We start from the raw sequence: 24,474 nt of genomic DNA, 5'->3' as shown, positions 1-24,474 counted from the left end.
GGGCAATAACGGCCTCAAAGCTCAGGTTATTTACGCTGTTTTTTAAACAGCGCCATGGTTTCGATATGTCCCGTGTGGACAAACATATTCATTAAGCCAAGCTTTTCTAATTCAAAGCCTGCCTGCGCTATTACCAAAGAATCGCGCGCCAGTGTCACCGGATCGCATGACACGTATAAAATACGGGTAAACTGCGTCAACGGTAATTGCTGCAGAACCTCAAGTGCACCAGGCCTTGATGGGTCCAGCACCAACACATCCAGATTTGCGTCGAACCAAGCGGCCTCTGTAATCGACTGAGTTAGATCAAAACAGTGAAACTGAACATTACTGATTTGATTAGTTTGCGCATTTTGCTGAGCCATTGCAACCGATTGCGCTTCACCTTCTACCCCAATCACATTTTTTGCTTGTTTTGCGAGCACCAAAGAGAAATTTCCCACCCCACAGAAAAGATCGAGCACATTTTCATCGTTACTCAGCTGTAGCCAGTCTGTCGCTTGGCGCAGCATTGCTTCATTTACTGATTGATTCACTTGAATAAAGTTGTTCAATTTAAACTCAAGTGTTAAGCCAAATTCATCAAGGTGATAGTACGGCAACTGAGAGTACACAACTGGCGTCTCGCCATCGTCAAACAGGACCTGACAATTTTCCAGCTCATTTTGTAACGTTTCGCGAGTCGAAGCGGACAGTGGCTTTGTATGACGACACAACACATAGTTATGGTTGTCGGCCTGACAAAGCTGAATATGACTGATCAGCCTAAACTCACTTAGCGACTGTGCAAGCGCACTTAACGTGTTAACAATACGATCAAAAGGCGACACCAATACGTCACACTGCGCTATTTCGATAATCTGCTTCGACTGACTTGCTCTAAAGCCTAACTTCATGCTTTTGCTTTGTTTATCGTAGATACATGCCAAACGAGCTGCACGGCGATAATGAAGCGGCATAGAGGTGATCGGTGCTTGCCAAGGTATATGCTTGATGTTGGCAAAACGCGCAAAAAGTTTTTCAACTGCATGTTGCTTTTCATTGAGCTGACCATCAACACTTTGATGCTGCAAGCTACAACCACCACACTGCTGGTAATGCGGGCAAAACGGTTTAACACGCTCTTTGGAGGCATTAAGTACTTTGGTCACCTTCGCTTCCAACAGTTTAGACTTGGCCTGTACAACCTGTGCGCTCACTCGCTCGCCAGTCAAGGCGCCAGTCACAAAACAGACCTTACCCTCATGGCGAGCAACACCTCGCCCCTGATGATCCATTGACTCTATGTTTAATTCTATTTGCTTTGACGGCTTAGCAGCTTTCTTAGCACGAAAAATCTGTGCCATTGGGTTCCTCATTTGTTTGCTTATCACGTCGGTAAAAGATAATCTTAGTTACAGATTTCTCTGCACTTTTTTGACCCTATGACAAAATTAAACCTGCGTGACAGTATTTTACTACTCACTCTTTTGCCAACCCTTTTGGTTGGCTTGCTACTTGGTGGTTATTTTACTATAAATCGCTACGTAGAGCTTGAGGAAATTCTGATAAGTCAGGGAAATCGCATTGCAGATTCTCTGGCCATGTCAGTAGAATACCCAATAGAAAAACAAGATAAAGCGCATTTACACCGCATTTTAAGCCAGGCACATAATAAACACGCACCACTGGTAAAAAGTATCGCGCTGTTTGATAACCAAAATCAGCTTATTCTTACCAGTAATTATCATAGTGAATTCGACAAATTACATTATTTTGGTGAAGTGCAAAAGCTACAAATCACCGAAGTTACTACACTAAAAAATACCTTTGTGTTTTATTCACCAGTTAAAAACCATTTAGCCAAAAAAACCGATTGGCATAGTGCAGAGCCAGCTACGCTCGCAGTTTTAGTTGTAGAGATCAGTAAAGACCAAGCGTTGATATCGCAGCAGCGCGCGCTGATCTTGAGTGCTATTGTTATTATTTTCTCCTTTTTACTTAGTGTTATGTTGGCCATGCGATTATCACGTATGCTGACCAAACCGATTGCCAGTTTGATTTTGGCCACAGACAAACTCAACGAAGGTAAACAAGACATCGCTATCAATGAGCCGATGCGGGGGGAATTTGAGCTATTACGCCAAGGTTTGATTGTTATTGGCAGAAAGATGGCCAATCAAAAAGACGAAATGCAAAAGCACATTGATCAGGCAACTAGTGATTATCGCGAAACCCTAGAGCAGTATGAAACGCAGAATATTCAGCTCAATATTGCCAAAAAAGAAGCACAAGACGCTAACCGCGTAAAATCGGATTTCTTGGCTAAGATGAGTCACGAACTTAGAACGCCGCTCAACGGGGTCATAGGCTTTACTCGTCAACTTTATAAAACACCATTAAATAAACACCAAAAAGATTATTTAGATACCATAGAGCTATCCGCAAATAGCCTGCTTACCATCATTAGTGACATCTTGGATTTCTCAAAACTAGAAGCCGGTGCTATGGAGCTGGAGAATATCCAGTTTGAATTACGCGACGCCGTTAATGAGGTCATGACCTTATTAGCGCCAAGTGCCCACGACAAACAGCTAGAGTTTTCGATTTCTGTTAATCGCCAGGTGCCCGACAACTTAATTGGCGACCCTACGCGATTTAAACAGGTATTGACCAATCTAATTAGTAATGCCATCAAGTTCACGGAGAAAGGCTCAGTCAAAGTGGATATTAACCATCGCTTGATGGATGAATCTCAATCCTCTTTGTTAGTGTCTGTCAGCGATACTGGGGTCGGTATTGCGCAGGATAAGCAAGACGCGCTATTTACGCCGTTTGCTCAAGCCGATACCAGTATCACCCGTAAATTTGGCGGCACAGGCCTAGGTCTTATCATCACTAAGCATATTGTTGAGGCGATGAATGGCCGTATCACTCTGAACTCGGCACCTGGGAATGGTACCTGTTTCTCATTTAATGCCGTCTTTGCCCTGCCAAACCGACTCTACAACGATGACTTACCGAGTAAGCCGCTGGAAAACAAACGCGTCATTTACTTTGAACCACAAGAGCATACTCATTATGCAGTTATAGCTCAGTTACAGGCGTGGGACATGCAGGTAACACGCTGCCTCACCGAAGAGGAATTTGATACTGCTTTAGCGCAGGATTTTAATTACGATATTTGCTTAATCGGCTCTATGGCAAGTGTTGACCAAATGCAAACGGTTAAGAGTTACATCAAGCAAGCTCGTGGTTCCGCAGACTATCTATATTTGATGGTTAATACCGTGTCTCATAATATGCGTGAGGCGCTTATTGGCAGTGGCGCAGACGCTTGTTTAAGCAAACCGCTTAATCACAGAAAACTATGTGAAATGCTTGCAGCCCCTTATCGTTTAGACCACCCAGACATGAGTGCCAACGAAATAGAAGCCACAAGTCTGCCACTTAAAGTGCTCGTTGCGGACGATAACGATGCTAACTTAAAGTTGATCTGTACTTTGTTAGATGAGCAAGTAGAGGCAATAGATACAGCGCATAATGGTGCTCAGGCAGTCAGTTTATGCAAGTCTAGAAAATACGACCTCATATTTATGGATATTCAAATGCCTATCATGGATGGCATAAGCGCCTGTAAAAGCATTAGAGACTCATCCTTGAACGAGGATACGCCCATCATCGCTGTGACCGCTCATGCGCTTGCTGGCGAAAAAGAGCAATTGCTTAAAGATGGCTTTAGTAACTACATGACTAAACCCATAGATGAAGATATGCTCAAGCAAATTATTTGCGACCATAGCGCATCTTCACCAGTCGCGAGACAAAAAAATATTGAGAGTCATCAGCACAGTGTGCCGCCATTTAACAGCCAAATGTTAGATTGGGGGTTAGCGTTACAGCGTGCGGGTAATAAACCTGATTTAGCATTGGAAATGCTTAACATGCTGCTTTCTAGCGTGCCCGAAACGTTGCAGCAGTTGGAGTCTGCACAAGACGCAGAGGATCTCCCAACACTGCTCAAGGTAGTGCATAAGTTTCACGGGGCATGTTGTTACACTGGCGTACCAACCCTGAAGAAATTGGCTGAAACCATTGAAACCGGATTAAAACAAGAAAAACCACTCAGTGATATCGAGCCTGAGCTATTTGAGCTGGTTGATGGACTCACTTTATTGCTTTCTGATTCCGAGCCCGCACAATCCAACTGATCTTTATGTTCACACTCATCTATTCGCTACTTTTATGCAAACAACCATAGAAATAGCGAATAGATAGGAAATGTGGCGCATAACTCCTAACACACCAGACAACGCTTCCCGACAATTTATTACACTTTCTAACAGCACTTTCCCAAATCTTGTAACAAACTTCTTACATTCTAAATTCTCGCAACCTTTAACCTAAGAAAGGAATTCTGTATGTATCTCATCAAGTCAGTACTTACGTCTGCTGCCATCTTCACTCTCGCTTTTGCTTCTTGTAGCCACGCCATTGAAACGTCATCTGACGAATGGCAAGTTCGTCTAGGAGGAGGGGCAGCCGCTGCAGATTTGCCGTGGAAAGGCATTGAAAGTGAGCTGATTTCAATTCCCATTATCGATATCCAAAAAGGAAACTGGTTTATCAACAAAGACAGCTTAATTGGCTATCGCTTTCCTATTACCGAAGATTTATCTGTCTACTCCGGATTGGGCTATCGTCAAGACGGCTATGACGGTGTGTTCCGAGATGCGAAATCCGAGGACGAGGTTTTTGAAGGATATGACGCACCGGATGGCGATGTTACCGTTAACTATGGCGTCACCTATCTGTGGTTTACGCTCACTGGTCACAGTGATATTTCCGATAACTCAGATTCAACCACGGCTACTTTTTCGGTATCAATCCCACTGTACAACGATGGTCGAGGATTTAAAATCTCGGCAGTAGGTAACGTAGAATGGCAGCAATCTGATTACGTCAATTATATTTACGGGGTGAGCGGGAAAAACATCGATATAAGCCGTGGTCGAGTGGGCTATTTAACTGTTGATGACGCCGTGAACTATTCGGCGGGGTTTACCGCACATTATCAGTTAAAAACACAACTCAGTTTGGTTGGTGGGATAACACGAACCAAGCTCGATGATGTTATTGCCAATAGTCCTTTGCTAGACAGAGACACCAGTGACCTCGCTTATGTTGGCCTAGTCTATCAATTTTAGGCTGTTGCCTGAGTTAAAATTAAATAAAAAACCCAAGTTAAACTTGGGTTTTTTATCATAATGCTTATTCACATCATCAAATAGTTTAATCGCTTTCGGCGCTTTCCGCTTCTTGATTATGTAGCTCAAGGCTTGCAGACATCGCAGCTTCACGATTAGACTTTGCCGAATCGTTGCGTAGCTCATCAATATGGTTGAGGTAGTTTTGGTCAACATCACCTGTGATGTATTGACCATCAAATACCGAAGTCTCAAAGCGAGCGATCTCTGGATTTTCTTGACCTACGGCTGCAATCAAATCACTTAGCGATTGGTAGATCAAACCGTCCGAGCCAATACTTGCATTGATATCTTCCACTTCACGACCATGAGCGATTAGCTCTGATGCAGAAGGCATATCGATGCCATATACGTTCGGGAATCTTACCTCTGGTGCTGCTGATGCAAAGTACACGTTCTTTGCACCCGCTTCACGCGCCATCTCAACGATTTGCGCTGATGTAGTGCCTCGCACAATAGAATCATCGACAAGTAGCACGTTCTTACCAGCAAACTCTCGGTCAATCGCGTTAAGTTTACGGCGTACAGACTTCTTACGCATCTCTTGGCCCGGCATAATAAAAGTACGGCCAATGTAGCGATTTTTAACAAACCCTTGACGATAAGGAAGCCCTAGCACGGAAGCAATTTCAAGTGCGATATCACATGATGTTTCAGGGATTGGGATAACTACGTCGATATCTTTATCGCCCCACTCAGTTGCGATTTTCTCACCGAGCTTGGTACCCATATTCACGCGAGTCGCATAAACAGACATTTTATCAATGTTTGAATCTGGACGAGCAAAATATACAAACTCGAAGATACAAGGTGCAAGCGTCGTTTTAGCAGCGCAGATCTGAGAGAAAAACTCACCTTTTTCGGTTACGTAAATAGCTTCACCAGGTGCAACATCTCGCACAAACTCAAAGCCATCCGTTGCCAATGCAACACTCTCTGAAGCGAACATGTATTCCATGCCACGCTCAGTTTCTTTCTTACCGAAAACAAGCGGACGAATACCGTGAGGGTCTCTAAATGCCAAAATACCATGGCCAATGATCATCGCGATACTCGCGTAACCACCAGAAACAATAGACACAACCTCAGTTACTGCCGTAAACATGTCTTCCGCGTCTAATTTCATCTTGTCTGTTTTGCCAAGCTCGTGAGCTAAGATGTTCAGCAGGATCTCTGAATCAGACGTAGTATTAACGTGACGACGCGCTTGAGTAAACAAACGCTCTTTTAATTTTTCTGCATTGGTTAAGTTGCCGTTGTGCGCAAGGGCAATACCAAATGGAGAGTTTACGTAGAAAGGTTGAGCTTCTGCTGAGCTTGAAGAACCAGCAGTAGGATAACGTACGTGACCAAGACCAATGTTGCCCTGTAGGCGTTTCATGTGTCTTGTATGAAATACGTCTTTCACTAGACCGTTTGCTTTTCGTAAGCTAAACGTATTGTTGTCAATGGTAATAATGCCAGCCGCATCTTGGCCGCGGTGTTGCAAAACAGTTAAGCCGTCATAAATCGCCTGATTAACAGGAGATGTTCCGACTATCCCAACGATACCACACATTAAAAATTTCCTCGCCGATTAACGGTTTACTGAATCTAAAAAGCTTGAGTTATGTTCAAGATAGGAAAAAAACCACTCTATCACAAAGCCAAATTCAGGAATTAAGTTTGATGTTTTCCACCACTGCGTGTCTGGTGCACTGGTAAACGCATCAAGGAAAAAGAGTAAGGCGCTAACGACCAACACACCTCGAAGTCCACCGAATACAATCCCAAAGATCCTATCGGTGCCTGAGAGCCCAGTTCTTTGAACCAATTCACTCAAGACATAATTAACAAGCCCACCTAACATCAAGGTCGCAAAAAAGAGTATGGCTATTGCGGCTGCATTTCTTAAAAGGGGTTCTGAAATGAATGTTAGGAAGGTTGCGAGATATTGGTAAAAAATACTAGAGATGAAAAAAGCGCCGATCCATACGACAAGTGACATCGCTTCTTTGACAAAGCCTCGAAGCAAGCCAAAGATAGTCGATAAACCAACAATACCAAGAATGGCGTAATCAACCCAGATCATAGTAACCAATAAGTCGTTAATGTGGGGCGCATTCTAAAAGGTTTGGCATCTAAATGCCAGATCATTTTGTCACTTCAAATTGTGTCAAACGACCATTTAACTTAGTTAATTTCTTTAATTCTGGTAACTTAGCTTCAAGTTCTGCTTTATTTAAATCTGGTCCGACAAACACTTTTGTCAGTGTACCATTAGGCGTTTTAACGGGTTTAGTAAAAGTTTTAAAGCCATTATCTGCGAGCTTTTTCGTCAGTGCATCAACGTTCGACTTATGCGAAAAGCTACCAAGCTGAATAACATAGGCCATTTTTGAAAAGTTAGCAGTCTCAGGACGTGTTAATTTCGCCACCTCAACTTTGTCGGTCGTTGCGACGGGTTTTGCCTCAACTTGTGTAGATGACGTATCTGATTGCTGCGTGTTGGCTAGCGTTGTCTCTTCTGTGCCCTCTAGTTTTGCATCATCAGCGTCAATATCTTCCAATGGCTCAGAGGGCAACTCTGGCGCAAGCTTGGCTTGCGCATCCACTTTTTCTTGCAGATCAATGGTTTTGAACTCAGGTCTTTCAGGGATCGCTTGAAATCCTTCCTTGTAGTGGACCTTTTCACCATCAAGGATATTAGGAATAAAGATCACCGCAGCTACGACGACGATACTTGTTCCAACAAGGCGATTTATAAATACTGAGTTCACAACTTTACTCTCTACTTTACATTAATCATCTATAACTACTTTCGCCAGTACTCCATTGCCTCAGCAACGGTAAAGAACGAACCAAATATCACTAGTACCTGCTCGCTTGCAAGCGTATCGAGCTGAGTATCAAGTGCTGCTGTAACGCTATCGAATAAGGTGACATTGCAACTTGAGTCAAGCAATGGTTTAAGGTTTTCCGCACGCTCTCCGCGAGGCCCAGAAAGTGAAGCTAAACTCCAGCTATCTACATATTGGGTGACTTCTTTCAGCACACTGGCTTTGTCTTTATCCGCAAGCATAGCGACTAAGGCATGAATTTTAAACCCTTTTTGCTTGAGTTCTTGTAACTTAGTTGCCAAATATCTTGCAGATTCTGGATTATGAGCAACATCTGTATACACTAACGGCGTGGTATTGAGTTGCTGAAAGCGACCTTCTACCTGCAAATTTGCCAAACAAGCTTTCACTGCATCATAGCTAGGTAGCAACTCAAGTTTAGCTAAAACCGTTAACGCTGTCGCAGCATTTTGTGCTGGAATGGCTGGTTTGTCGAAGTGCCAATCAAAATCAAGATATTGCCATCTAAACTGAGAATCTAACGGGGTAAAATAAAAATCTCGTTTTGATAACACCATATCTGCGGCAATTTCGTCGCCATAGTCTGTAACCGTATGTGGAATATTTAAATCACCAACGATTGCAGGCTTACCACTGCGGAAAATGCCAGCTTTGTCATAACCTACCAGTTCTCTAGTATCACCCAGATACTCTTTATGATCTAAGTCGACAGTCGTGATAACAGAGGCAAATGGCGAGACTATATTTGTCGCATCAAACCGCCCGCCTAAACCAACTTCAAGCAAAATATAATCAACCTTACAGCGCTTGAAAATACTTAACGCGCCAAGCGTACCAAACTCAAAATAAGTTAGCTGAGTGTCTTTGCGGGTGTCGTCGAGGAATTTAAATGCATCGATATGATACTGGTCTTCAAGCTCTGCCCCATTCACTCGAACACGCTCGTTGTAGCGTACTAAATGTGGTGAAGCGTAGGTGCCAACCGACAATCCTTGTGCCAGCAACAACGACTCCAAACATCTCGCTGTTGTGCCTTTACCATTGGTACCACCAATTAGAATAATTTTACTGAAAGGCTCAAGTAATCCGGCTTGCTCGGCAACTTGCGCTACACGCTCAAGTCCCATTTCAATGGTGGCTGGATGAATTGCTTCTAAATAACAAAGCCAATCATCAAGGCTTGATGATTGGCTAGGCTGTTTAACCGTCATAAGTTGAGTAGCTCAATTTGAAAAATTTACGCTACTCTATGCTCTTGTTCAGTGGAAGGCAAGTCCATAAACTTCGCTAAAATGCGTGCTAACGTATCACGCATTTCACGACGGTCGACGATCATGTCAATCGCACCATGCTCTAATAAGAACTCACTGCGCTGGAAACCATCTGGTAAGGTTTCACGTACTGTTTGTTCGATAACACGTGGACCCGCAAAACCGATAAGTGCTTTTGGCTCTGCAACGTTGATATCACCAAGCATCGCTAATGATGCTGAAACACCACCCATAGTTGGATCGGTCAATACTGAGATAAATGGCAAGCCTTTATCACTCATTTTTGCCAATGCAGCACTTGTTTTTGCCATTTGCATCAATGACATAAGTGCTTCTTGCATACGTGCACCACCAGATGCAGAGAAACAAATTAACGGCATGTTATGTTCTAAACAAACGTTAACTGCATCAACAAATCTCGCACCAACAACCGACGCCATTGAGCCACCCATAAAGGAAAATTCAAAAGCAACAGCAGCAACAGGAATACCCTTTACGCGGCCTTTCATTGCAACTAAAGCGTCTTTCTCACCGCTTGCCTTTTGTGCTTGAATGATACGATCCGAGTATTTTTTAGAGTCTTTAAACTTTAATACGTCTTGTGGCTCATGCTCTGTGCCAAGCTCTTGACGATCCGCATCATCTAAGAAACTTTCAAGACGTTTACGTGCCGTAATACGCATGTGATGATCACACTTAGGACATACGTTTAGAGACTTTTCTAATTCCGCTTTGTATAGGATTGAATCACAATCTGTACACTTTGCCCAAACCCCTTCTGGGATCTCTTTTTTACCAGAAGATTTAGTGGTTTTAGGTAAGATCTTTTCTAACCAACTCATTTGCAACTCTCTATCGTGCTTTATTCTGTTCCGTCAGCAAAGACAGACATCTTTTCCCAATTAAATCATGATTTAGCTATAGGTGATATAAAAAACTGGTCTTAAGAGTACAAGGTACTACATAAATATGACCGTTACACTAATTCCTCAGGCAAGAATAAAGGCCCAAGCGGCATCTTTTCTATTTGCCATTGTTCAGGGTAGTCCACATCAACTAAATACAATCCGTTAGGTTTTGCTGTGGCACTTGCTAAGGTGCGATCTTTGGCAACTAAGAGCTCCGCCATCCACTCAGGCTCTTGCTTGCCGACACCTATATCAAGTAAACAACCCGTAATATTGCGCACCATATGATGTAAAAACGCGTTTGCTTTAATATCAATGACGATGTATTTGCCAATGCGTTTCACCTCTAAGTGATGGATATTACGAAACGGCGTATTAGACTGGCAATGTACCGCCCTGAAAGAAGTGAAATCTTGCTCCCCTATCATCACAGGGCACGCTGCTTTCATTCTTTCAACATCAAGCTCGTGGTGAAAATGCGTTACGCCACTGCGTAAAATGCCCGGTCTGTAGGTGTGATTATAAATAACGTAGCGGTATCGGCGAGCTGTCGCAGAAAAACGAGCATGGAACTCTGGGTCGACTTCTTTAGCAAATCGTACCGCAATGTCGTCAGGAAGCTGAGAGTTCATTCCTAATGTAAAGGCGCTCATATCGCGAGCAGAGTCCGTGTCAAAATGCACTAGTTGGCCCGTAGCATGAACCCCCGCATCAGTGCGCCCCGCGCAAGTTATCTCAACGGGATGATTACAGATATTCGATAGCGCTTTTTCTATTTCTTCTTGGACACTGCTGACATGATTTTGCCTCTGCCAACCACTATAATTTGCACCATTATATTCAATGCCTAACGCTACTCGCATACTTTTTCAATCGCAACCCATAACAAAAACGACATTTTATGCGATTGGCGATGTGAATTAAAGCGCTTAAGCTAAGAAGTAGATGATGATACCGGCCAAACAAGGCAATTATTTTGTTTGGTCGGTATCGTTGATGTGAGTATTAAGACTATGTAAGACTGGATTTAAGCGACTTAGCCTCAGCTTGCACCGAATCCGGACCGTTCTCAATAACATCGTTGAGCGTTGATATAGCCGAATCATAATCTTGAATTTCGATGTAAGCTTTTGCTAAATCTAATTTAGCGGCAAATCCTTCATCCTCTAAATCAACATCCGTAGTATTTTCTCCCGCTAATAGCTCTTCAAAATCGCCAAGCCCAACGTCCATATTTGCGCCAACGTAAGGTTCAACATCGCTATCAAGATCGTCGCTTTGTTCAAGTAGGTCTTCAATTTCTAAGTAGTCTTCTGAACCTTCGGCGTCCGTAGGTAGCGCTTGGACTTCCCCTGCGACCAATTCGTCTTGTAACAAGCTATCGAAATCTACTTCAAAATCTTCTGCATTTCCGGCGTCAAAGTCACTGGGATCCTCCAGTTCGCTGAGTAGAGCATCGAAGTCTGCTTGGGTAAAGTCAGCCATAAATTCTTTTTCAATTTCGGCTTCATTGACCTCTGGTAATTCAGATTCTGTTTGTGGCTCAGAAAGTAGAGTTTCCAAGTCATCTTCATCGTTTAATTCTGGCAGAGCCTCTTCAATTTCAAGATCTGGCTCGTCTTCAAGCAAAGCCTCTTCGTCAAAATCTGCGTTTAACTCTGGCAGCTCGTCTTCGATTTCCAGTTCAGGTTCAGACTCAAGCGTATCACTTGCAGCTTCTTCGACTGGCGCTTCAGGCTCACCTTCAAGCAGAGCCTCTTCATCAAAATCTGCAGTTAACTCTGGCAGCTCGTCTTCGATTTCCAGTTCAGGTTCAGACTCAAGCGTATCACTTTCTGCTGCTTCGATTGGTGCTTCAGGTTCGTCTTCAAGCAAAGCCTCTTCATCGAAATCTGCGGTTAACTCTGGCAGCTCGTCTTCGACTTCCAGTTCAAGTTCAAGTTCAGGTTCAGACTCAAACGTGTCACTTTCGGCTTCTTCTAGTGACGCTTCTGGCTCGTCTTCAAGCAAGGTATCTTCGTCAAAATCTGCAGTTAACTCTGGCAGCTCGTCTTCGACTTCCAGTTCAGGTTCAGACTCAAGCGTATCACTTTCTGCTGCTTCGATTGGTGCTTCAGGTTCGTCTTCAAGTAAAGTCTCTTCGTCGAAATCTGCATTTAACTCTGGCAGCTCGTCTTCGATTTCAAGCTCAGACTCAAACGTGTCACTTTCTGCTGCTTCGACTGGTGCTTCAGGTTCGTCTTCAAGCAAAGTTTCTTCGTCGAAATCCGCACTAAATTCAGGCAAGTCATCTTCATCAAAGCCAGAGATTTCATCGTCGAGAAGATCGTCATCAAGCCCATCTTCGATATCAAATTGAGCGTCATTAGATAATGCTTCTGATAATGTTTTTTCGGTTTCGCTTTGCGAGTCTGTAGTTTCAAGCTCTTCGCCAAGCTCCAGCTCAGGGTAACTCTCTAGCTCTGCGCTTGGTTGCAGATCTTCTTCATCAAGAAACTCTTCTTCTGCCAGTAAATCCACTTCGTCATTAAGTGGATCATCTCCCAGCTCAATTTCAACTTCTTCATCCGAAAAGTCGTCTTCAAGTTCAGCATTCAACTCAAACTGTTCTTCGGCTTGAAGCTCCTGTAATAGCTCATCAACACTTTTTAAATCAGGATCTTCAAATTCACTGTCTTCGTCAGCTTGAACATTCTCATCACTAAAATCTGCTTCATTGGCTAGATCGGACTGTAATGTATCTTCCACCGGTTCTTCAGGTGATTCCGGAATAGCATCCTCTTCATCCAACATACCCGACAAGTGCCCTGACTCCGTTTGCTCAGACTCTACTGAAGGCTGTTCAGACCCCAGTTCAGGCTCGTCAGATTCTTCTTCAAGCTCTGGTAAAGTATCTTCTGCCGTTTCCTCTAGTAATGCATCGAGTTCGTCATCTGCCGGCTCATCAACTTCCTCTTCAAGCTCTGGCAAAGCATCTTCTGGTGTTTCGTCAACTAATGCATCGAGTTCGTCATCTGCCGGCTCATCAACTTCCTCTTCAAGCTCTGGCAAAGCATCTTCTGGTGTTTCGTCAACTAATGCATCGAGTTCGTCATTTGCCAGTTCGTCAGATTCTTCTTCCAGCTCTGGTAAAACGTCTTCTGGTGTTTCGTCAACTAATGCATCGAGTTCGTCATGTGCCAGTTCATCAGATTCTTCTTCCAGCTCTGGTAAAGTATCTTCTGCCGTTTCCTCTAGTAATGCATCGAGTTCGTCATCTGCCGGCTCATCAACTTCCTCTTCAAGCTCTGGCAAAGTATCTTCTGCCGTTTCCTCTAGTGATGCATCGAGTTCGTCATTTGCCAGTTCATCAGACTCATCTTCCAGCTCTGGCAAAACATCTTCTGGTGTTTCGTCAACTAATGCATCGAGTTCGTCATTTGCCAGTTCAGCAGACTCATCTTCCAGCTCTGGCAAAACATCTTCTGGTGTTTCGTCAACTAATGCATCGAGTTCGTCATTTGCCAGTTCATCAGATTCTTCTTCCAGCTCTGGTAAAACGTCTTCTGGCGCTTCATCTAATAAAGCATCGATATCATCACCTGCTAGATCATCGGACTCTTCTTCCAGTTCCGGCAACGTATCTTCCTGCGCTTCATCCAATAAAGCATCGATATCATCACCTGCTAGATCATCGGACTCTTCTTCCAGTTCCGGCAACGTATCTTCCTGCGCTTCATCCAATAAAGCATCAATATCATCACCAGCTAGATCATCGGACTCTTCTTCTAATTCCGGCAACGTATCTTCCTGCGCTTCATCCAATAAAGTATCAATATCATCACCAGCTAGATCATCGGACTCTTCTTCTAATTCCGGCAACGTATCTTCCTGCGCTTCATCCAATAAAGCATCAATATCATCACCAGCGAGATCATCGGACTCTTCTTCTAATTCCGGCAACGTATCTTCCTGCGCTTCATCCAATAAAGCATCAATATCATCACCAGCGAGATCATCGGACTCTTCTTCCTGTTCCGGCAACGTATCTTCCTGCGCTTCATCCAATAAAGCATCGATATCATCACCTGCTAGATCATCGGACTCTTCTTCTAATTCCGGCAACGTATCTTCCTGCGCTTCATCCAATAAAGCATCAATATCATCACCAGCGAGATCATCGGACTCTTCTTCCTGTTCCGGCAACGTATCTTCCTGCGCTTCATCCAATAAAGCATCGATATCATCACCGTCAAGCGTATCTGGCTCTTCGTTAATTTCAGCTAATGCATCGTCTTGCACTTCATTTAACAGGGCATCAATATCATCACCCGCAAGCTCAGTGCTTGGCTCCTCAAAATCAGGCAGTGCATCATCGTCAGCATCTTGAGAGGCATCAAGTAGCGCATCGATATCATCAGCATCGACCAAGCTCTCACTATCAAAATTGCCGCTAAATTCAGGCTCTTCATCTAGCGCACCGTCAAGGATTGAATCGATATCATCGTCATTTGCAACAGCACCCGCTTGCTCATCAGCGAGTTCTTCGCTCAGGGCTGCAAGGGCATCATCGCTAACATCAATTTCTTCATCTTGAGACTCGTTGAATAAATCATCTAGATCGCTGTCACTTAAGATATCTTGGCTATCATCAACATCAAGCGAAACTTCATCGCCAGCTTCATTGAAGCTCTGTTGCATAAAGTCTTCGTCATGATCATCACCAAACGAAATATCTTCGTTTAGCAAGCTATCCAGTTCATCTTGATCTAACGTGTCATTTCCTTCATCGAAGTCGTCATCAAGTGAGTCAAAGGTAATCTCATCGTCTTCAGGTAAGATATCGTCATCTAACTGTACGCTTGCGCCTAGCGCGTCTTCATCGTCGCCCATTCCGATATCAAGTGGGTCTGGCTCAGGGTCAAATGCAGTCGCAGCGGTTGCAGCTCCCGCCGCCGCAGCGCCTGCAGCCACGGATGGTGTTTGCGGAAGAAAATCGTCGTCATCTGTCGACGCTTGAGATTGGTTTCTCCGGCGTAGGAACATAACTAATCCAGCAATTGCCAGTAGTGCTGGTAATGTGGCAAGTAACGCAATTCCAGCTGGCGAGCTAAAGAATGCGCTTAACTCGCTACTTTCTTGCGCTTTTGCCTGAGCCGCCTGCTGGTCAATCATTTCATTTTGCAAGTCAATAACAGCCTTGAGCTGTTGCTGGATTTCGCTGTCTTTACCAAGTTGGGTACGAACCGTTTGAAGTTCAGTAGAAATAGCGCCGAGCTGCTGCTTTAATTTATTGTTTTCAGATAGGATTTCTTCAACATTGCGCACCGAGGATTTGAACTCTTTTTGTAAGTCCATCAGACGCATGTCCTGTTCCATCTTTAAAGAGCGCAGTTGATTAGTCAGGTCTTCTTTTGCTTCTTCTACATCGACTTTGCGAGCTTGTGTAACCTTTTTTTCAGCTTCGTTTATTGCATTTGAGTTCAATAATCCCTTACGCTTCATTTCCCAAAGTTTGTCATCTTGATCCGACTTTTGCTTTGCCAACTCAGGGTTAACACTGCGAATTTCATTGATGGTAGGAATACGTAAATACGCCCCATCCTGCATATGGTTGAGGTTTTTATCTAGAAATGAATTAGGATTTTTATCGTAAAGCGCCTTCATCACCTGATAAATGGTGACCGAGTCATCTGGTCGCACTTTTTGTGCTATCCGCCACAATGTATCCGTGGGTCTGATAGGCCCTATTGAGCGACCTTGAGCCCCATAATCAACCCCTTTAGGGCCTTTTAGCACTACCCCCTCTTGGGTATATACTGGTGTGGCAATCAGTGCGAATACAAAGATACTAAATAAGGCTAAACCGCGCATGCCGATCCTTTACTCAAATGTTTAACACCCGTTAAACGACGTTTTATTATTATGGCTTTGAAGCAAGCTCTATTCCAAATGCAAACTATAAACCAGATATGTTGGAATATCCATTGCAACGTATTGAAAGTTAACATGGTTATAATGCTTTTTACTGATTTTGGAATAGCTGATATAGGTGAAGAATAGTCAAGTATTTGACTTAACGGCAAACTTCTTGGCAGAAGTTTGCCGTTATAGCGCAAATGAAGTAAGCAAAACTCTGCTTACTTTGCGATATCAATGGGTACTTATAGATAGCTTTCTATCAGGGCTTCTGCAATTTGGATGCTATTTGTTGCGGCACCTTTTCTGGTGTTGTCTGATACCACCCATAAGTTTAAGCCCAGTGGATGTGAAATATCTTGCCTTACACGACCTACATAGACGGTATCGTTACCACTTGCATCACTTACCGGTGTTGGGTAATCGTTTTCGTCTTCAATTAGCTCAACACCCGGCGCATCAGCAAGTAACTGCTTAACATGTTCAAGATCATAAGGCATGCGCGTTTCAAGATGAATGGCCTCAGCATGACCAAAAAACACAGGAACGCGAACCGCAGTCGGGTTCACCAAAACACTCGAATCGCCCAAGATTTTTTGCGTTTCCCACACCATCTTCATTTCTTCTTTGGTGTAACCATTTTCTTGGAATGCATCAATTTGAGGAATAACGTTAAAAGCGATTTGTTTGCTAAATACTTCGTTTTCCATCGGTCTTGCATTCATTAAGTTTGCAGTTTGCTTAGCCAACTCATCTACCGCTTCTTTACCTGCACCAGATACCGCTTGGTATGTTGAGACATTAATTCTGTCAATGCCATAGGCATCATAAATTGGTTTAAGCGCCACTAGCATTTGGATTGTAGAGCAGTTTGGGTTAGCAATGATGTTACGATTTCTAAAATCTGCAAGACTGTCTTTATTCACCTCAGGAACTACTAATGGAATATCAAAGTCGTATCTAAAATGTGAGGTATTGTCTATCACAATGCAGCCAGCTTCAGCGGCGATTGGTGCATATTTCTCCGACACGGAACCACCCGCTGAAAACAAACCGATATGGGCATTAGAAAAATCAAACTCTTCAACATCTAGGACTTCGATTTTTTCACCCATAAAGTCAATTTCTTCACCCGCGCTTCGGCTACTCGCGAGTGGGTACAATGTGTCTACAGGAAATTTTCGTTCCGCTAGTAATTCGATAATTTGCTTGCCAACAAGACCTGTTGCGCCAAGTACCGCAACATTATATTTTTGCGACATTATTTTTCCTCATTCTGTAAAATACCAACCACAGCACTTAACTCTTGTGCTCAGAAAAGCCAAGTTGGTAAAGCTTTTCACTGATTGGTGAGTCATTATTGACTGCAATTGTACTAAATTCTCGACGCACGGGATATGCTTTACGCAAGGTATCAAAGCCCAATGTGTTTAGCTGTTTTCTCATGATGCCATCATCACGACGAATGTCATAAACAAGATGCGCTAAATTGACAATATCCTGCTCGTTGGCAGTACTTTGCAACTGGCAGCCAGTGACACTTGGTTTAGGGAGAAAATCACTAATCGTTTTGCTAGCTGGTAAATCGAATTCTCGGCATACGGCTTCGTATAACATTTGCGTGCCTCGTGCCTTGCCTTCTAGCGTATGGCCGGCAATATGTACAGAGGCAAAACGAGTATATTGCAATAATGGCTGTAAAATATTCGGCTCATTTTCCCAAACGTCTAAGATCAGCTCAAGCGCTTGCCCCCCCTCTACCGCGTGCAAAAGTGCTTGATTATCGATAACATCTCCACGGCTTGCATTGACTATCACCGTACCCGGCTTTAATGCCGCTATCCGCGATGCATCAAGTAGATGAACCGTTTTATGCGGGCCCTGCTTAACTAATGGAACGTGAAATGTCACGATATCCGCGCGAGCCAATGCTTCATCTAAGGCTATGTGTGAATCCAATGTACCTGCTTGCTGCCTTACTGGATCACACAATAATATCGTAAGACCAAGCCCTTTAAGCTTTGACGCCAAACACGCGCCAATATTACCAACACCAATAATGGCAATCGTTTTATCTTGAAGTGGCGTGGAGGTTTCTTGTGCGTATGCAAGTAGAGCGCTTATCACGTACTCGGCAACGGCTATCGCATTACAGCCTGGTGCGCTGCTGAACGAGATATTGGCGCTCGCCAACAATGAGGTATCAATATGATCAATTCCTATTGTCGCAGTCCCCACAAATTTCAGTTTATCAGCATGCGCTAACAGGGCCTCATTGACCCTAGTAACTGAGCGAGTCAACAGAATATCGACATTTTTTAGCTCGTCAGGTTGAAGGTTACGGCCATCAAACCGAGTTACCTCCCCAATTTCGCAGAAGAATGACTCAACTAAGGGCATATTTTGATCGGCTAATATTCGCATGCGGGTTTCCTGTCACCTATTGTCTCGAGTACTCAGGCGATAACACATCGCCTGAATCGAGTTTAACATGGCAAGGTAGGCGACTAATAATAAAACCTTTTATTTTGTGTCACCGCTTTATTGCAACCAAAGGCAATTGCAAAAAACATCACGCAGCATACAAAAACCACAGCACCTTTTAGACTTAACCAGCCACCTGAATCAAGTAAAGGGCAAAACGTCATGGCCAACACATTAATACAGCACAGTAATAAGGCCCAACGAGTATAAGCACGGTAGCCAAGTAATGCAGCAAACAAACTGCTAAAAACATTAAAAAGCACCGCTTCAGGAAAGAGGTGAAAGGCCGACAACATGGCGGCAAAGGCCAAAATAGTCACTAGATAAAAAATACTTTGCTGCATCTTGTTTCTCCTTAACATGGACAGCAATATCAACCGCTACACAAGATCGTGGCGGTAAATCCTAACTCACATAGCTACCAAAAAAATGGACTGCATTTGCTACTCCTTAGCAATTCTTAAAAGCACCATTTCGTTGCTATGCTTAACCCAATTGTAGAAACATTAACGTGTATTTCAATGCAAATCAGACATGAAGTTTTGGCAATTATAATGCACATATTAGGCACTTCGCTGAAAGAAAATTCATGTGCATTTTCGTCACATTGCACTATGCCCATTACACTTAAATATCGGTCAGTAATTAATAACGTTGAAAATCCTCTTAGGTTGTAGATGGGGTTTAGTCAAAGTAACCTTCAAATTAACAATAAGAGAGGTATGAGTCATTTAACACTCAGATTCAGTACAAAACGTAAGTAATATGTCACAACAAGGCATCAACTAATTCGCCCAGAAGATATGAAGACGCTTGAAATATCAGCGTTAACCAGCTAGTCTAACTGGGTGGTCAGACCTCTTATAAGGAAGAACAACATGACACTTATATTTGTTCTCGCGTTGTTAGCCTTGCTCAGTGCAGCAAGCTATCATCGCGCAAGCTGGAATACCGCTCTAGGTATTGCAGCAGTTACAATGCTAGTTGGCACCTTTGCTGGTGCATTTGGCATTATCTCTTGGTTAATTTTCTTAGCGATTGTTATTCCACTTTCAGTAACGAACCTGCGTCAGCAGTACATCGTGGCTCCAGCATTTAAAGCGTTCAAAAAAGTTACGCCGACAATGTCAGAAACCGAGAAGTCAGCGATTGATGCTGGTACTACTTGGTGGGAAGCCGATCTATTTTGTGGTAACCCAAACTGGGATAAACTTCATCAGTTTCCAAAGCCGCGTTTGAGCGTTGAAGAGCAAGCGTTTTTGGATGGTCCGGTGGAAGAAGTGTGTGCCATGCTTAACGATTGGGAAGCAACACACGAACTGACTGACTTACCGCAAGACGTGTGGCAATACTTAAAAGACAACAAGTTCTTTGCGATGATCATCAAAAAGCAATACGGTGGTCTTGAGTTTTCAGCTTACGCGCAATCTTGTGTACTACAAAAGCTTACCAGTAAATCAACTTTACTATCTTCTATCGTGGGCGTACCTAACTCGTTAGGCCCAGGCGAACTACTTCAGCACTACGGTACTGACGAGCAAAAAGAACACTACTTACCTCGCCTAGCAGTGGGTGATGAAATCCCTTGTTTTGCATTAACGTCACCTGAAGCGGGCTCTGATGCTTCATCTATCCCTGACTTTGGTGTGGTATGTAAAGGTGAATGGGAAGGTGAAGAAGTATTAGGTATTAGCCTAACCTGGAACAAACGCTATATTACTTTAGCACCTGTTGCAACTGTACTTGGTCTGGCGTTTAAGATGCGCGACCCGGACGGTCTATTAGGTGATAAAGAAGAGCTAGGTATTACTTGTGCGCTTATTCCTACAAACACGCCCGGCGTAAAAATTGGCCGCCGTCACTTCCCACTGAATGTGCCGTTCCAAAATGGTCCTACACAAGGCGAAAATGTGTTTGTACCACTCGACTTCATTATCGGTGGCGCAAAAATGGCAGGACAAGGCTGGCGCATGCTAGTTGAGTGTTTGTCGGTTGGTCGTGTTATTACGCTACCTTCAAACTCTGCCGGTGGTATTAAATCCCTTGCGGTTGCAAGTGGCGCATACAGTCGCATTCGTCGCCAGTTCAAACTTCCTATCGGTAAGATGGAAGGGATTGAAGAGGCACTAGCGAAACTTGGTGGCTACGCGTATAGCTCTGATGCTGCGGTTACTATGTCAACTGGCGCGGTAGATTTGGGTGAAAAACCTTCGGTTGTTTCTGCAATTTTGAAGTACCACTTAACCGAACAAATGCGTGCTTCAACCATCCATGCCATGGATATTCATGGTGGTAAAGGGATTTGCCTAGGTCCAAACAACTACGTTGGCCGTGGTTACCAAGGTGCACCAATTGCAATTACGGTAGAAGGTGCAAACATCCTAACCCGCAACATGATCATCTATGGTCAAGGCGCTATTCGTTGTCATCCATTTGTACTAGCTGAACTTGAGGCTTGTTCTATCAAAGATAAACAAGAAGCGCTTGATAGCTTCGATAAATCCTTGATGGGTCACATCGGTTTCACTATGTCAAACTTGGTAAGAACTAAGTGGCTCGCGCTAACCGGTGCACGTTTCACCAAAGTACCATTTAACGATGAAACTGCGGTTTATTATCGTAATGCCGCTCGTTACAGTGCATCATTGGCATTAATGTCTGATATTTGTATGGCTGTATTTGGTGGCTCACTTAAGCGTAAAGAGCGTATTTCTGCACGTTTGGGCGACTTATTAAGCTACCTTTATCTGGTTTCTGCAACGCTTAAACGCTATAACGATGAAGGTCGTCGTAAAGAAGACTTACCGTTTGTGCAATGGTCTTGTCAGGAGCACTTGTACCTTTGTCAACGCGCCCTTGCTGACTTAATCAACAACATGCCTTCTGCTGCATTACGCGGCTTGTTGAAAGTGGTACTGTTCCCATTTGGTCGTCCGGTTCGTAAACCAACCGACAAAATGGAGCACAAACTTGCTCAGTTACTTCAAGTACCTAGCGAAACGCGTGACCGCCTTGCAACACACATCTACTTAAAAGATGAGCCACTGTGCTTGCTTGGTAAGCAAGAGCAGACACTAAAAGACATTCTTGCAGTAGAGCCGTTATTTGAAAAGGTATGCCGTGGTACTGGTAAAAAGTTACCGTTTATGCAACTTGATAAAGTGGCAGCAATGGGGCTTGAAGCAGGTGTACTGAGCGAAGACGAAGCAGCTAAATTGACTGCCGTTGAAGCGAAACGTCTTGCCGTTATCAACGTTGATGACTTTGACCCTGAAGAGTTACTTGCTGGTAAAGCAAGAACTAAGGAATCAAGTAAAGCAGACGCAGCATAACTATTTTTGTTTAGGTAGTGTGATCCATACTACTAATAACAATTAGCGTGGATATAAAGGTCAGAATTTTCTGACCTTTTTTCTTGGCAGATGATAGCCGGGGAATACGGCTCTAGTGATCAATATTTTAAAATAAATATCGCACCTTAAACGTCACTAAGTCTTGCACTGGTTGTTGCCATAAATCGGCGACACTACCGAACCAGTCTCTGCGCCCGACCTGCGACTTTTCAAGTGTCGAAAAGTTTGCACCTCCTCGTTGATACACTAAGAAAATATCTGAATATGCACCCATACGATAACGCAGTTTTATCTGGCTTGCTAAACGCCTATCGTCAAAGCTCGTGTCACCATAAACTTCACGAAGCTCACCATTGTTAAGTTGATAAATCGTCTTACTTTGCGCTTCAAATACCGTCCACTGTAACGAACCACTGAGTTCAAGGTTGTCGGTGATCCGGCCATTAAATTCAAACTTATTGGAAAACTCATCTCTGTCGTATTCACTCAAGCGGTTTTGCCCGTTCGCCATCAGCCAGCCATCACCGCTTCTAAAGAAATTACTCAACTTAAGGTTCCAGTTGTAGTGTGGCATCCACGTCAAATCCACGGCGTATTGCTGTGCTGAGCCTGATATTCCTTCTTGGTCAAGCTCAATACTTGCTGCCCAAGAAAAATCTCCCACATAAGGGCTTTGATAAAATACCCGAGACTCCACACGGCTTGGCATCTCAAACACCTCCGTGCCTCGCCCTAAGTTGTCTTGTTTACCGCTGGTGTAATAATCTAGCCCGAGATTGAGCTGACCACCATTTGCCAACAAAAACTGCGCTAAATATGCTTGTCTGGCCGCTAAATCTGTTCCAGCATTATTTTGCTCATGCCTCAGTGTGAGTGACTGCTTTAATCTGGTAAACCAGCTGTCTTTTGGGTGCATCGAGTATTCACCATAAAGCTCGCTCACCTGCCAGTCATTGCGTTTCATATAGCCGAGATCACGGTTATCAAATTCGTCATCCACAGCAAAGTAGCGAGCAGCGAACTTCGTCTGTAACGAAAGTTGATACTCCGCGTCTAGCGATACACCTTGACCTGTAACACTTTGTTTTTGTGTTTCTACCTCAGTTTGTAATAACGTGCCTTTGAAAGACCAAGTATCACTACGATACTGGCCATCAAGGGCATAACTCATGGCATCGCGCTCAAGAAAAGGTCGGTCTGTTTTGGTCGCAAGCACACCGGCCTGCCAGTCCTCCGTACGATAATTAGCTCTTGCTGCAAAAAACTGCTTGCCAATATCGTCCGAAAAGTCTGACTCAGACACAGCAAAGGTGCCAAATTGTACCGACTTTCCTTTATGTACAAATCGTAGCGCCGCATCTATGGGGGTGATTGCACGAGCCCCATCGTCGCTTGATGCTCCGATGCGACGCGTATGAATAAGCTTAGTGCTTTCAAGTGCAGCAACATCAAAAAGGCTAATATCTTGGGTGAAAAATGGACGTTTATCGGTGCGTAGCGTTTCTACTGCAGAATAGTTCACATCGACATCATCGATATCCACCTGACCAAAGTCAGGATTCACGGCAAGACTCACCTTCTGATGATGAGAAGGCTTGTAGAACAAATCAAAACCAACATCGGACTGGTGCTGGCGCTCTGAAGGCGAAGTACCTACAGGCGCAAATTGAGCCTGATGCGCAAAGTAAGGTACAAATGCCAATTGAGAATGCGCGGGGATCTGTGCTGTGATCTTTGGCATGGTCAGGAAGAAGTCGCTATTTGCTGTTGTATCCTCATGGTTTGCATAGATAAAATTACTTTTAAGTTCATACAACTGTACCGAAACCCCAATCTTTGCAAGTGCACGCTCGTCTCCCGGTTGAAACGACACAGTATGCCAAGGGATCAATAATTCCGTGGTCCAATACGTATCGTCAATGTGATTGGCATAGTGCCAGTCCCCATCCCAATCGTAATCCACGTTTAAGCTTGGGGTTACAACACCATCTTGCGAGCCGCCACCTAATGTCACCGAAAATTGATATGCACTACTACCATCGCCTGAAAAGTCCACAACTACCCGATTGAAGTCAGCTTGCATAAAGCGGTCATGGATATTGAATTGTCGCTTGCGCTCGACTTTATTCTGGAAGTTTTTAATACCAATATAAACGCCGTCGGCGGTTGCAAAAGCTTTTGCCGTAATTTTGTCATTGGCAGACGCTAGGGTCACAGGCACGACCTGAACAAATTGTTCAAAGTGCGTAGCAGAACCCCACTGCGGTTCATTCAATTTACCATCAATCACGATAGGTTCTGCAAGAACAGCTCCTGACATCATGGGATAACTTAAAACGAGCCAAAATTTATTGCTTTTATTCATACATACTTTCCTCAGAGTTATGCCTGCTATTGCAACAAACTTTGCCGTAAAAAGTTCTTAACTTTTTCTGAAGAAAGCTGACTTAACCTTTATAAACATTGACTTAATC

The 24,474-nt window shown here is 43.8% G+C and carries 15 protein-coding genes; 3 read left to right on the top strand and 12 right to left on the bottom strand.

Annotated features, from left to right (window positions below):
• Positions 1-26 precede the first annotated feature (26 nt).
• Positions 27-1,346: a 23S rRNA (uracil(1939)-C(5))-methyltransferase RlmD gene (rlmD, locus tag JJQ94_RS10885; RefSeq protein WP_099030211.1), complete on the bottom strand. Its 1,320-nt coding sequence runs from the start codon at positions 1,344-1,346 to the stop codon at positions 27-29.
• 78 nt (positions 1,347-1,424) lie between these two features.
• On the opposite strand from rlmD, the gene barA reads away from it, so the two are divergent.
• Positions 1,425-4,190, top strand: coding sequence for a two-component sensor histidine kinase BarA (gene barA / locus JJQ94_RS10880; RefSeq protein ID WP_099030210.1), 2,766 nt, complete (start codon positions 1,425-1,427; stop codon positions 4,188-4,190).
• A gap of 210 nt (positions 4,191-4,400) precedes the next feature.
• A complete protein-coding gene (locus JJQ94_RS10875; RefSeq protein ID WP_099030209.1) occupies positions 4,401-5,186 on the top strand; it encodes a MipA/OmpV family protein in 786 nt (261 codons plus the stop codon).
• An 85-nt stretch (positions 5,187-5,271) separates the two neighbouring features.
• Here the strand turns inward: JJQ94_RS10875 and purF are convergent, their stop codons facing one another.
• The 10 genes from purF to JJQ94_RS10825 form a co-directional block, all read right to left on the bottom strand.
• Positions 5,272-6,804, bottom strand: coding sequence for an amidophosphoribosyltransferase (gene purF, locus JJQ94_RS10870; protein ID WP_099030208.1), 1,533 nt, complete (start codon positions 6,802-6,804; stop codon positions 5,272-5,274).
• Between the two features lie 18 nt (positions 6,805-6,822).
• Complete coding sequence (locus JJQ94_RS10865; RefSeq protein ID WP_010369359.1) at positions 6,823-7,317, bottom strand: CvpA family protein; 495 nt, start codon at positions 7,315-7,317, stop codon at positions 6,823-6,825.
• Between the two features lie 61 nt (positions 7,318-7,378).
• The gene (locus JJQ94_RS10860) at positions 7,379-8,005 is read right to left on the bottom strand and encodes an SPOR domain-containing protein (protein WP_099030207.1); all 627 of its coding nucleotides are present in this window, start codon (positions 8,003-8,005) and stop codon (positions 7,379-7,381) included.
• 35 nt (positions 8,006-8,040) lie between these two features.
• Positions 8,041-9,297, bottom strand: a complete 1,257-nt coding sequence (gene folC, locus JJQ94_RS10855) for a bifunctional tetrahydrofolate synthase/dihydrofolate synthase (protein WP_099030206.1) — start codon at positions 9,295-9,297, stop codon at positions 8,041-8,043.
• A 26-nt stretch (positions 9,298-9,323) separates the two neighbouring features.
• A complete protein-coding gene (gene accD / locus JJQ94_RS10850; RefSeq protein ID WP_099030205.1) occupies positions 9,324-10,199 on the bottom strand; it encodes an acetyl-CoA carboxylase, carboxyltransferase subunit beta in 876 nt (291 codons plus the stop codon).
• 134 nt (positions 10,200-10,333) lie between these two features.
• On the bottom strand, positions 10,334-11,128 hold the full coding sequence (truA, locus tag JJQ94_RS10845; protein WP_017218112.1) for a tRNA pseudouridine(38-40) synthase TruA: 795 nt from the start codon (positions 11,126-11,128) through the stop codon (positions 10,334-10,336).
• Between the two features lie 148 nt (positions 11,129-11,276).
• The gene (locus JJQ94_RS10840; RefSeq protein ID WP_201435457.1) at positions 11,277-16,118 is read right to left on the bottom strand and encodes a FimV/HubP family polar landmark protein; all 4,842 of its coding nucleotides are present in this window, start codon (positions 16,116-16,118) and stop codon (positions 11,277-11,279) included.
• Between the two features lie 290 nt (positions 16,119-16,408).
• A complete protein-coding gene (locus JJQ94_RS10835; RefSeq protein WP_039496085.1) occupies positions 16,409-17,425 on the bottom strand; it encodes an aspartate-semialdehyde dehydrogenase in 1,017 nt (338 codons plus the stop codon).
• 37 nt (positions 17,426-17,462) lie between these two features.
• Positions 17,463-18,587, bottom strand: coding sequence for a 4-phosphoerythronate dehydrogenase (locus JJQ94_RS10830; protein WP_099031804.1), 1,125 nt, complete (start codon positions 18,585-18,587; stop codon positions 17,463-17,465).
• 83 nt (positions 18,588-18,670) lie between these two features.
• Positions 18,671-18,991 (bottom strand): DUF6419 family natural product biosynthesis protein, encoded by a 321-nt coding sequence (locus JJQ94_RS10825; RefSeq protein WP_099031803.1) that lies wholly within the window; start codon positions 18,989-18,991, stop codon positions 18,671-18,673.
• A 534-nt stretch (positions 18,992-19,525) separates the two neighbouring features.
• On the opposite strand from JJQ94_RS10825, the gene fadE reads away from it, so the two are divergent.
• Positions 19,526-21,979, top strand: a complete 2,454-nt coding sequence (fadE, locus tag JJQ94_RS10820; protein ID WP_039496080.1) for an acyl-CoA dehydrogenase FadE — start codon at positions 19,526-19,528, stop codon at positions 21,977-21,979.
• Between the two features lie 127 nt (positions 21,980-22,106).
• On the opposite strand, the gene JJQ94_RS10815 is transcribed toward fadE, so the two are convergent.
• The gene (locus JJQ94_RS10815) at positions 22,107-24,365 is read right to left on the bottom strand and encodes a DUF5916 domain-containing protein (RefSeq protein WP_099031802.1); all 2,259 of its coding nucleotides are present in this window, start codon (positions 24,363-24,365) and stop codon (positions 22,107-22,109) included.
• Between the last annotated feature and the right edge of the window lie 109 nt (positions 24,366-24,474).

This window comes from Pseudoalteromonas sp. GCY, assembly GCF_016695175.1.
Lineage (GTDB): Bacteria > Pseudomonadota > Gammaproteobacteria > Enterobacterales > Alteromonadaceae > Pseudoalteromonas.
Note: the sequence above shows the minus strand (reverse complement) of the source record. Positions and strands in the feature narration are given on the sequence as shown.

What these genes read in the sequence shown, in the direction of transcription:
- rlmD (WP_099030211.1), bottom strand. Translation starts at nt 1,346, where the DNA reads ATGGCACAGATTTTTCGTGCTAAGAAAGCTGCTAAGCCGTCAAAGCAA.
- barA (WP_099030210.1), top strand. Translation starts at nt 1,425, where the DNA reads ATGACAAAATTAAACCTGCGTGACAGTATTTTACTACTCACTCTTTTG.
- JJQ94_RS10875 (WP_099030209.1), top strand. Translation starts at nt 4,401, where the DNA reads ATGTATCTCATCAAGTCAGTACTTACGTCTGCTGCCATCTTCACTCTC.
- purF (WP_099030208.1), bottom strand. Translation starts at nt 6,804, where the DNA reads ATGTGTGGTATCGTTGGGATAGTCGGAACATCTCCTGTTAATCAGGCG.
- JJQ94_RS10865 (WP_010369359.1), bottom strand. Translation starts at nt 7,317, where the DNA reads ATGATCTGGGTTGATTACGCCATTCTTGGTATTGTTGGTTTATCGACT.
- folC (WP_099030206.1), bottom strand. Translation starts at nt 9,297, where the DNA reads ATGACGGTTAAACAGCCTAGCCAATCATCAAGCCTTGATGATTGGCTT.
- accD (WP_099030205.1), bottom strand. Translation starts at nt 10,199, where the DNA reads ATGAGTTGGTTAGAAAAGATCTTACCTAAAACCACTAAATCTTCTGGT.
- truA (WP_017218112.1), bottom strand. Translation starts at nt 11,128, where the DNA reads ATGCGAGTAGCGTTAGGCATTGAATATAATGGTGCAAATTATAGTGGT.
- JJQ94_RS10840 (WP_201435457.1), bottom strand. Translation starts at nt 16,118, where the DNA reads ATGCGCGGTTTAGCCTTATTTAGTATCTTTGTATTCGCACTGATTGCC.
- JJQ94_RS10835 (WP_039496085.1), bottom strand. Translation starts at nt 17,425, where the DNA reads ATGTCGCAAAAATATAATGTTGCGGTACTTGGCGCAACAGGTCTTGTT.
- JJQ94_RS10830 (WP_099031804.1), bottom strand. Translation starts at nt 18,587, where the DNA reads ATGCGAATATTAGCCGATCAAAATATGCCCTTAGTTGAGTCATTCTTC.
- JJQ94_RS10825 (WP_099031803.1), bottom strand. Translation starts at nt 18,991, where the DNA reads ATGCAGCAAAGTATTTTTTATCTAGTGACTATTTTGGCCTTTGCCGCC.
- fadE (WP_039496080.1), top strand. Translation starts at nt 19,526, where the DNA reads ATGACACTTATATTTGTTCTCGCGTTGTTAGCCTTGCTCAGTGCAGCA.
- JJQ94_RS10815 (WP_099031802.1), bottom strand. Translation starts at nt 24,365, where the DNA reads ATGAATAAAAGCAATAAATTTTGGCTCGTTTTAAGTTATCCCATGATG.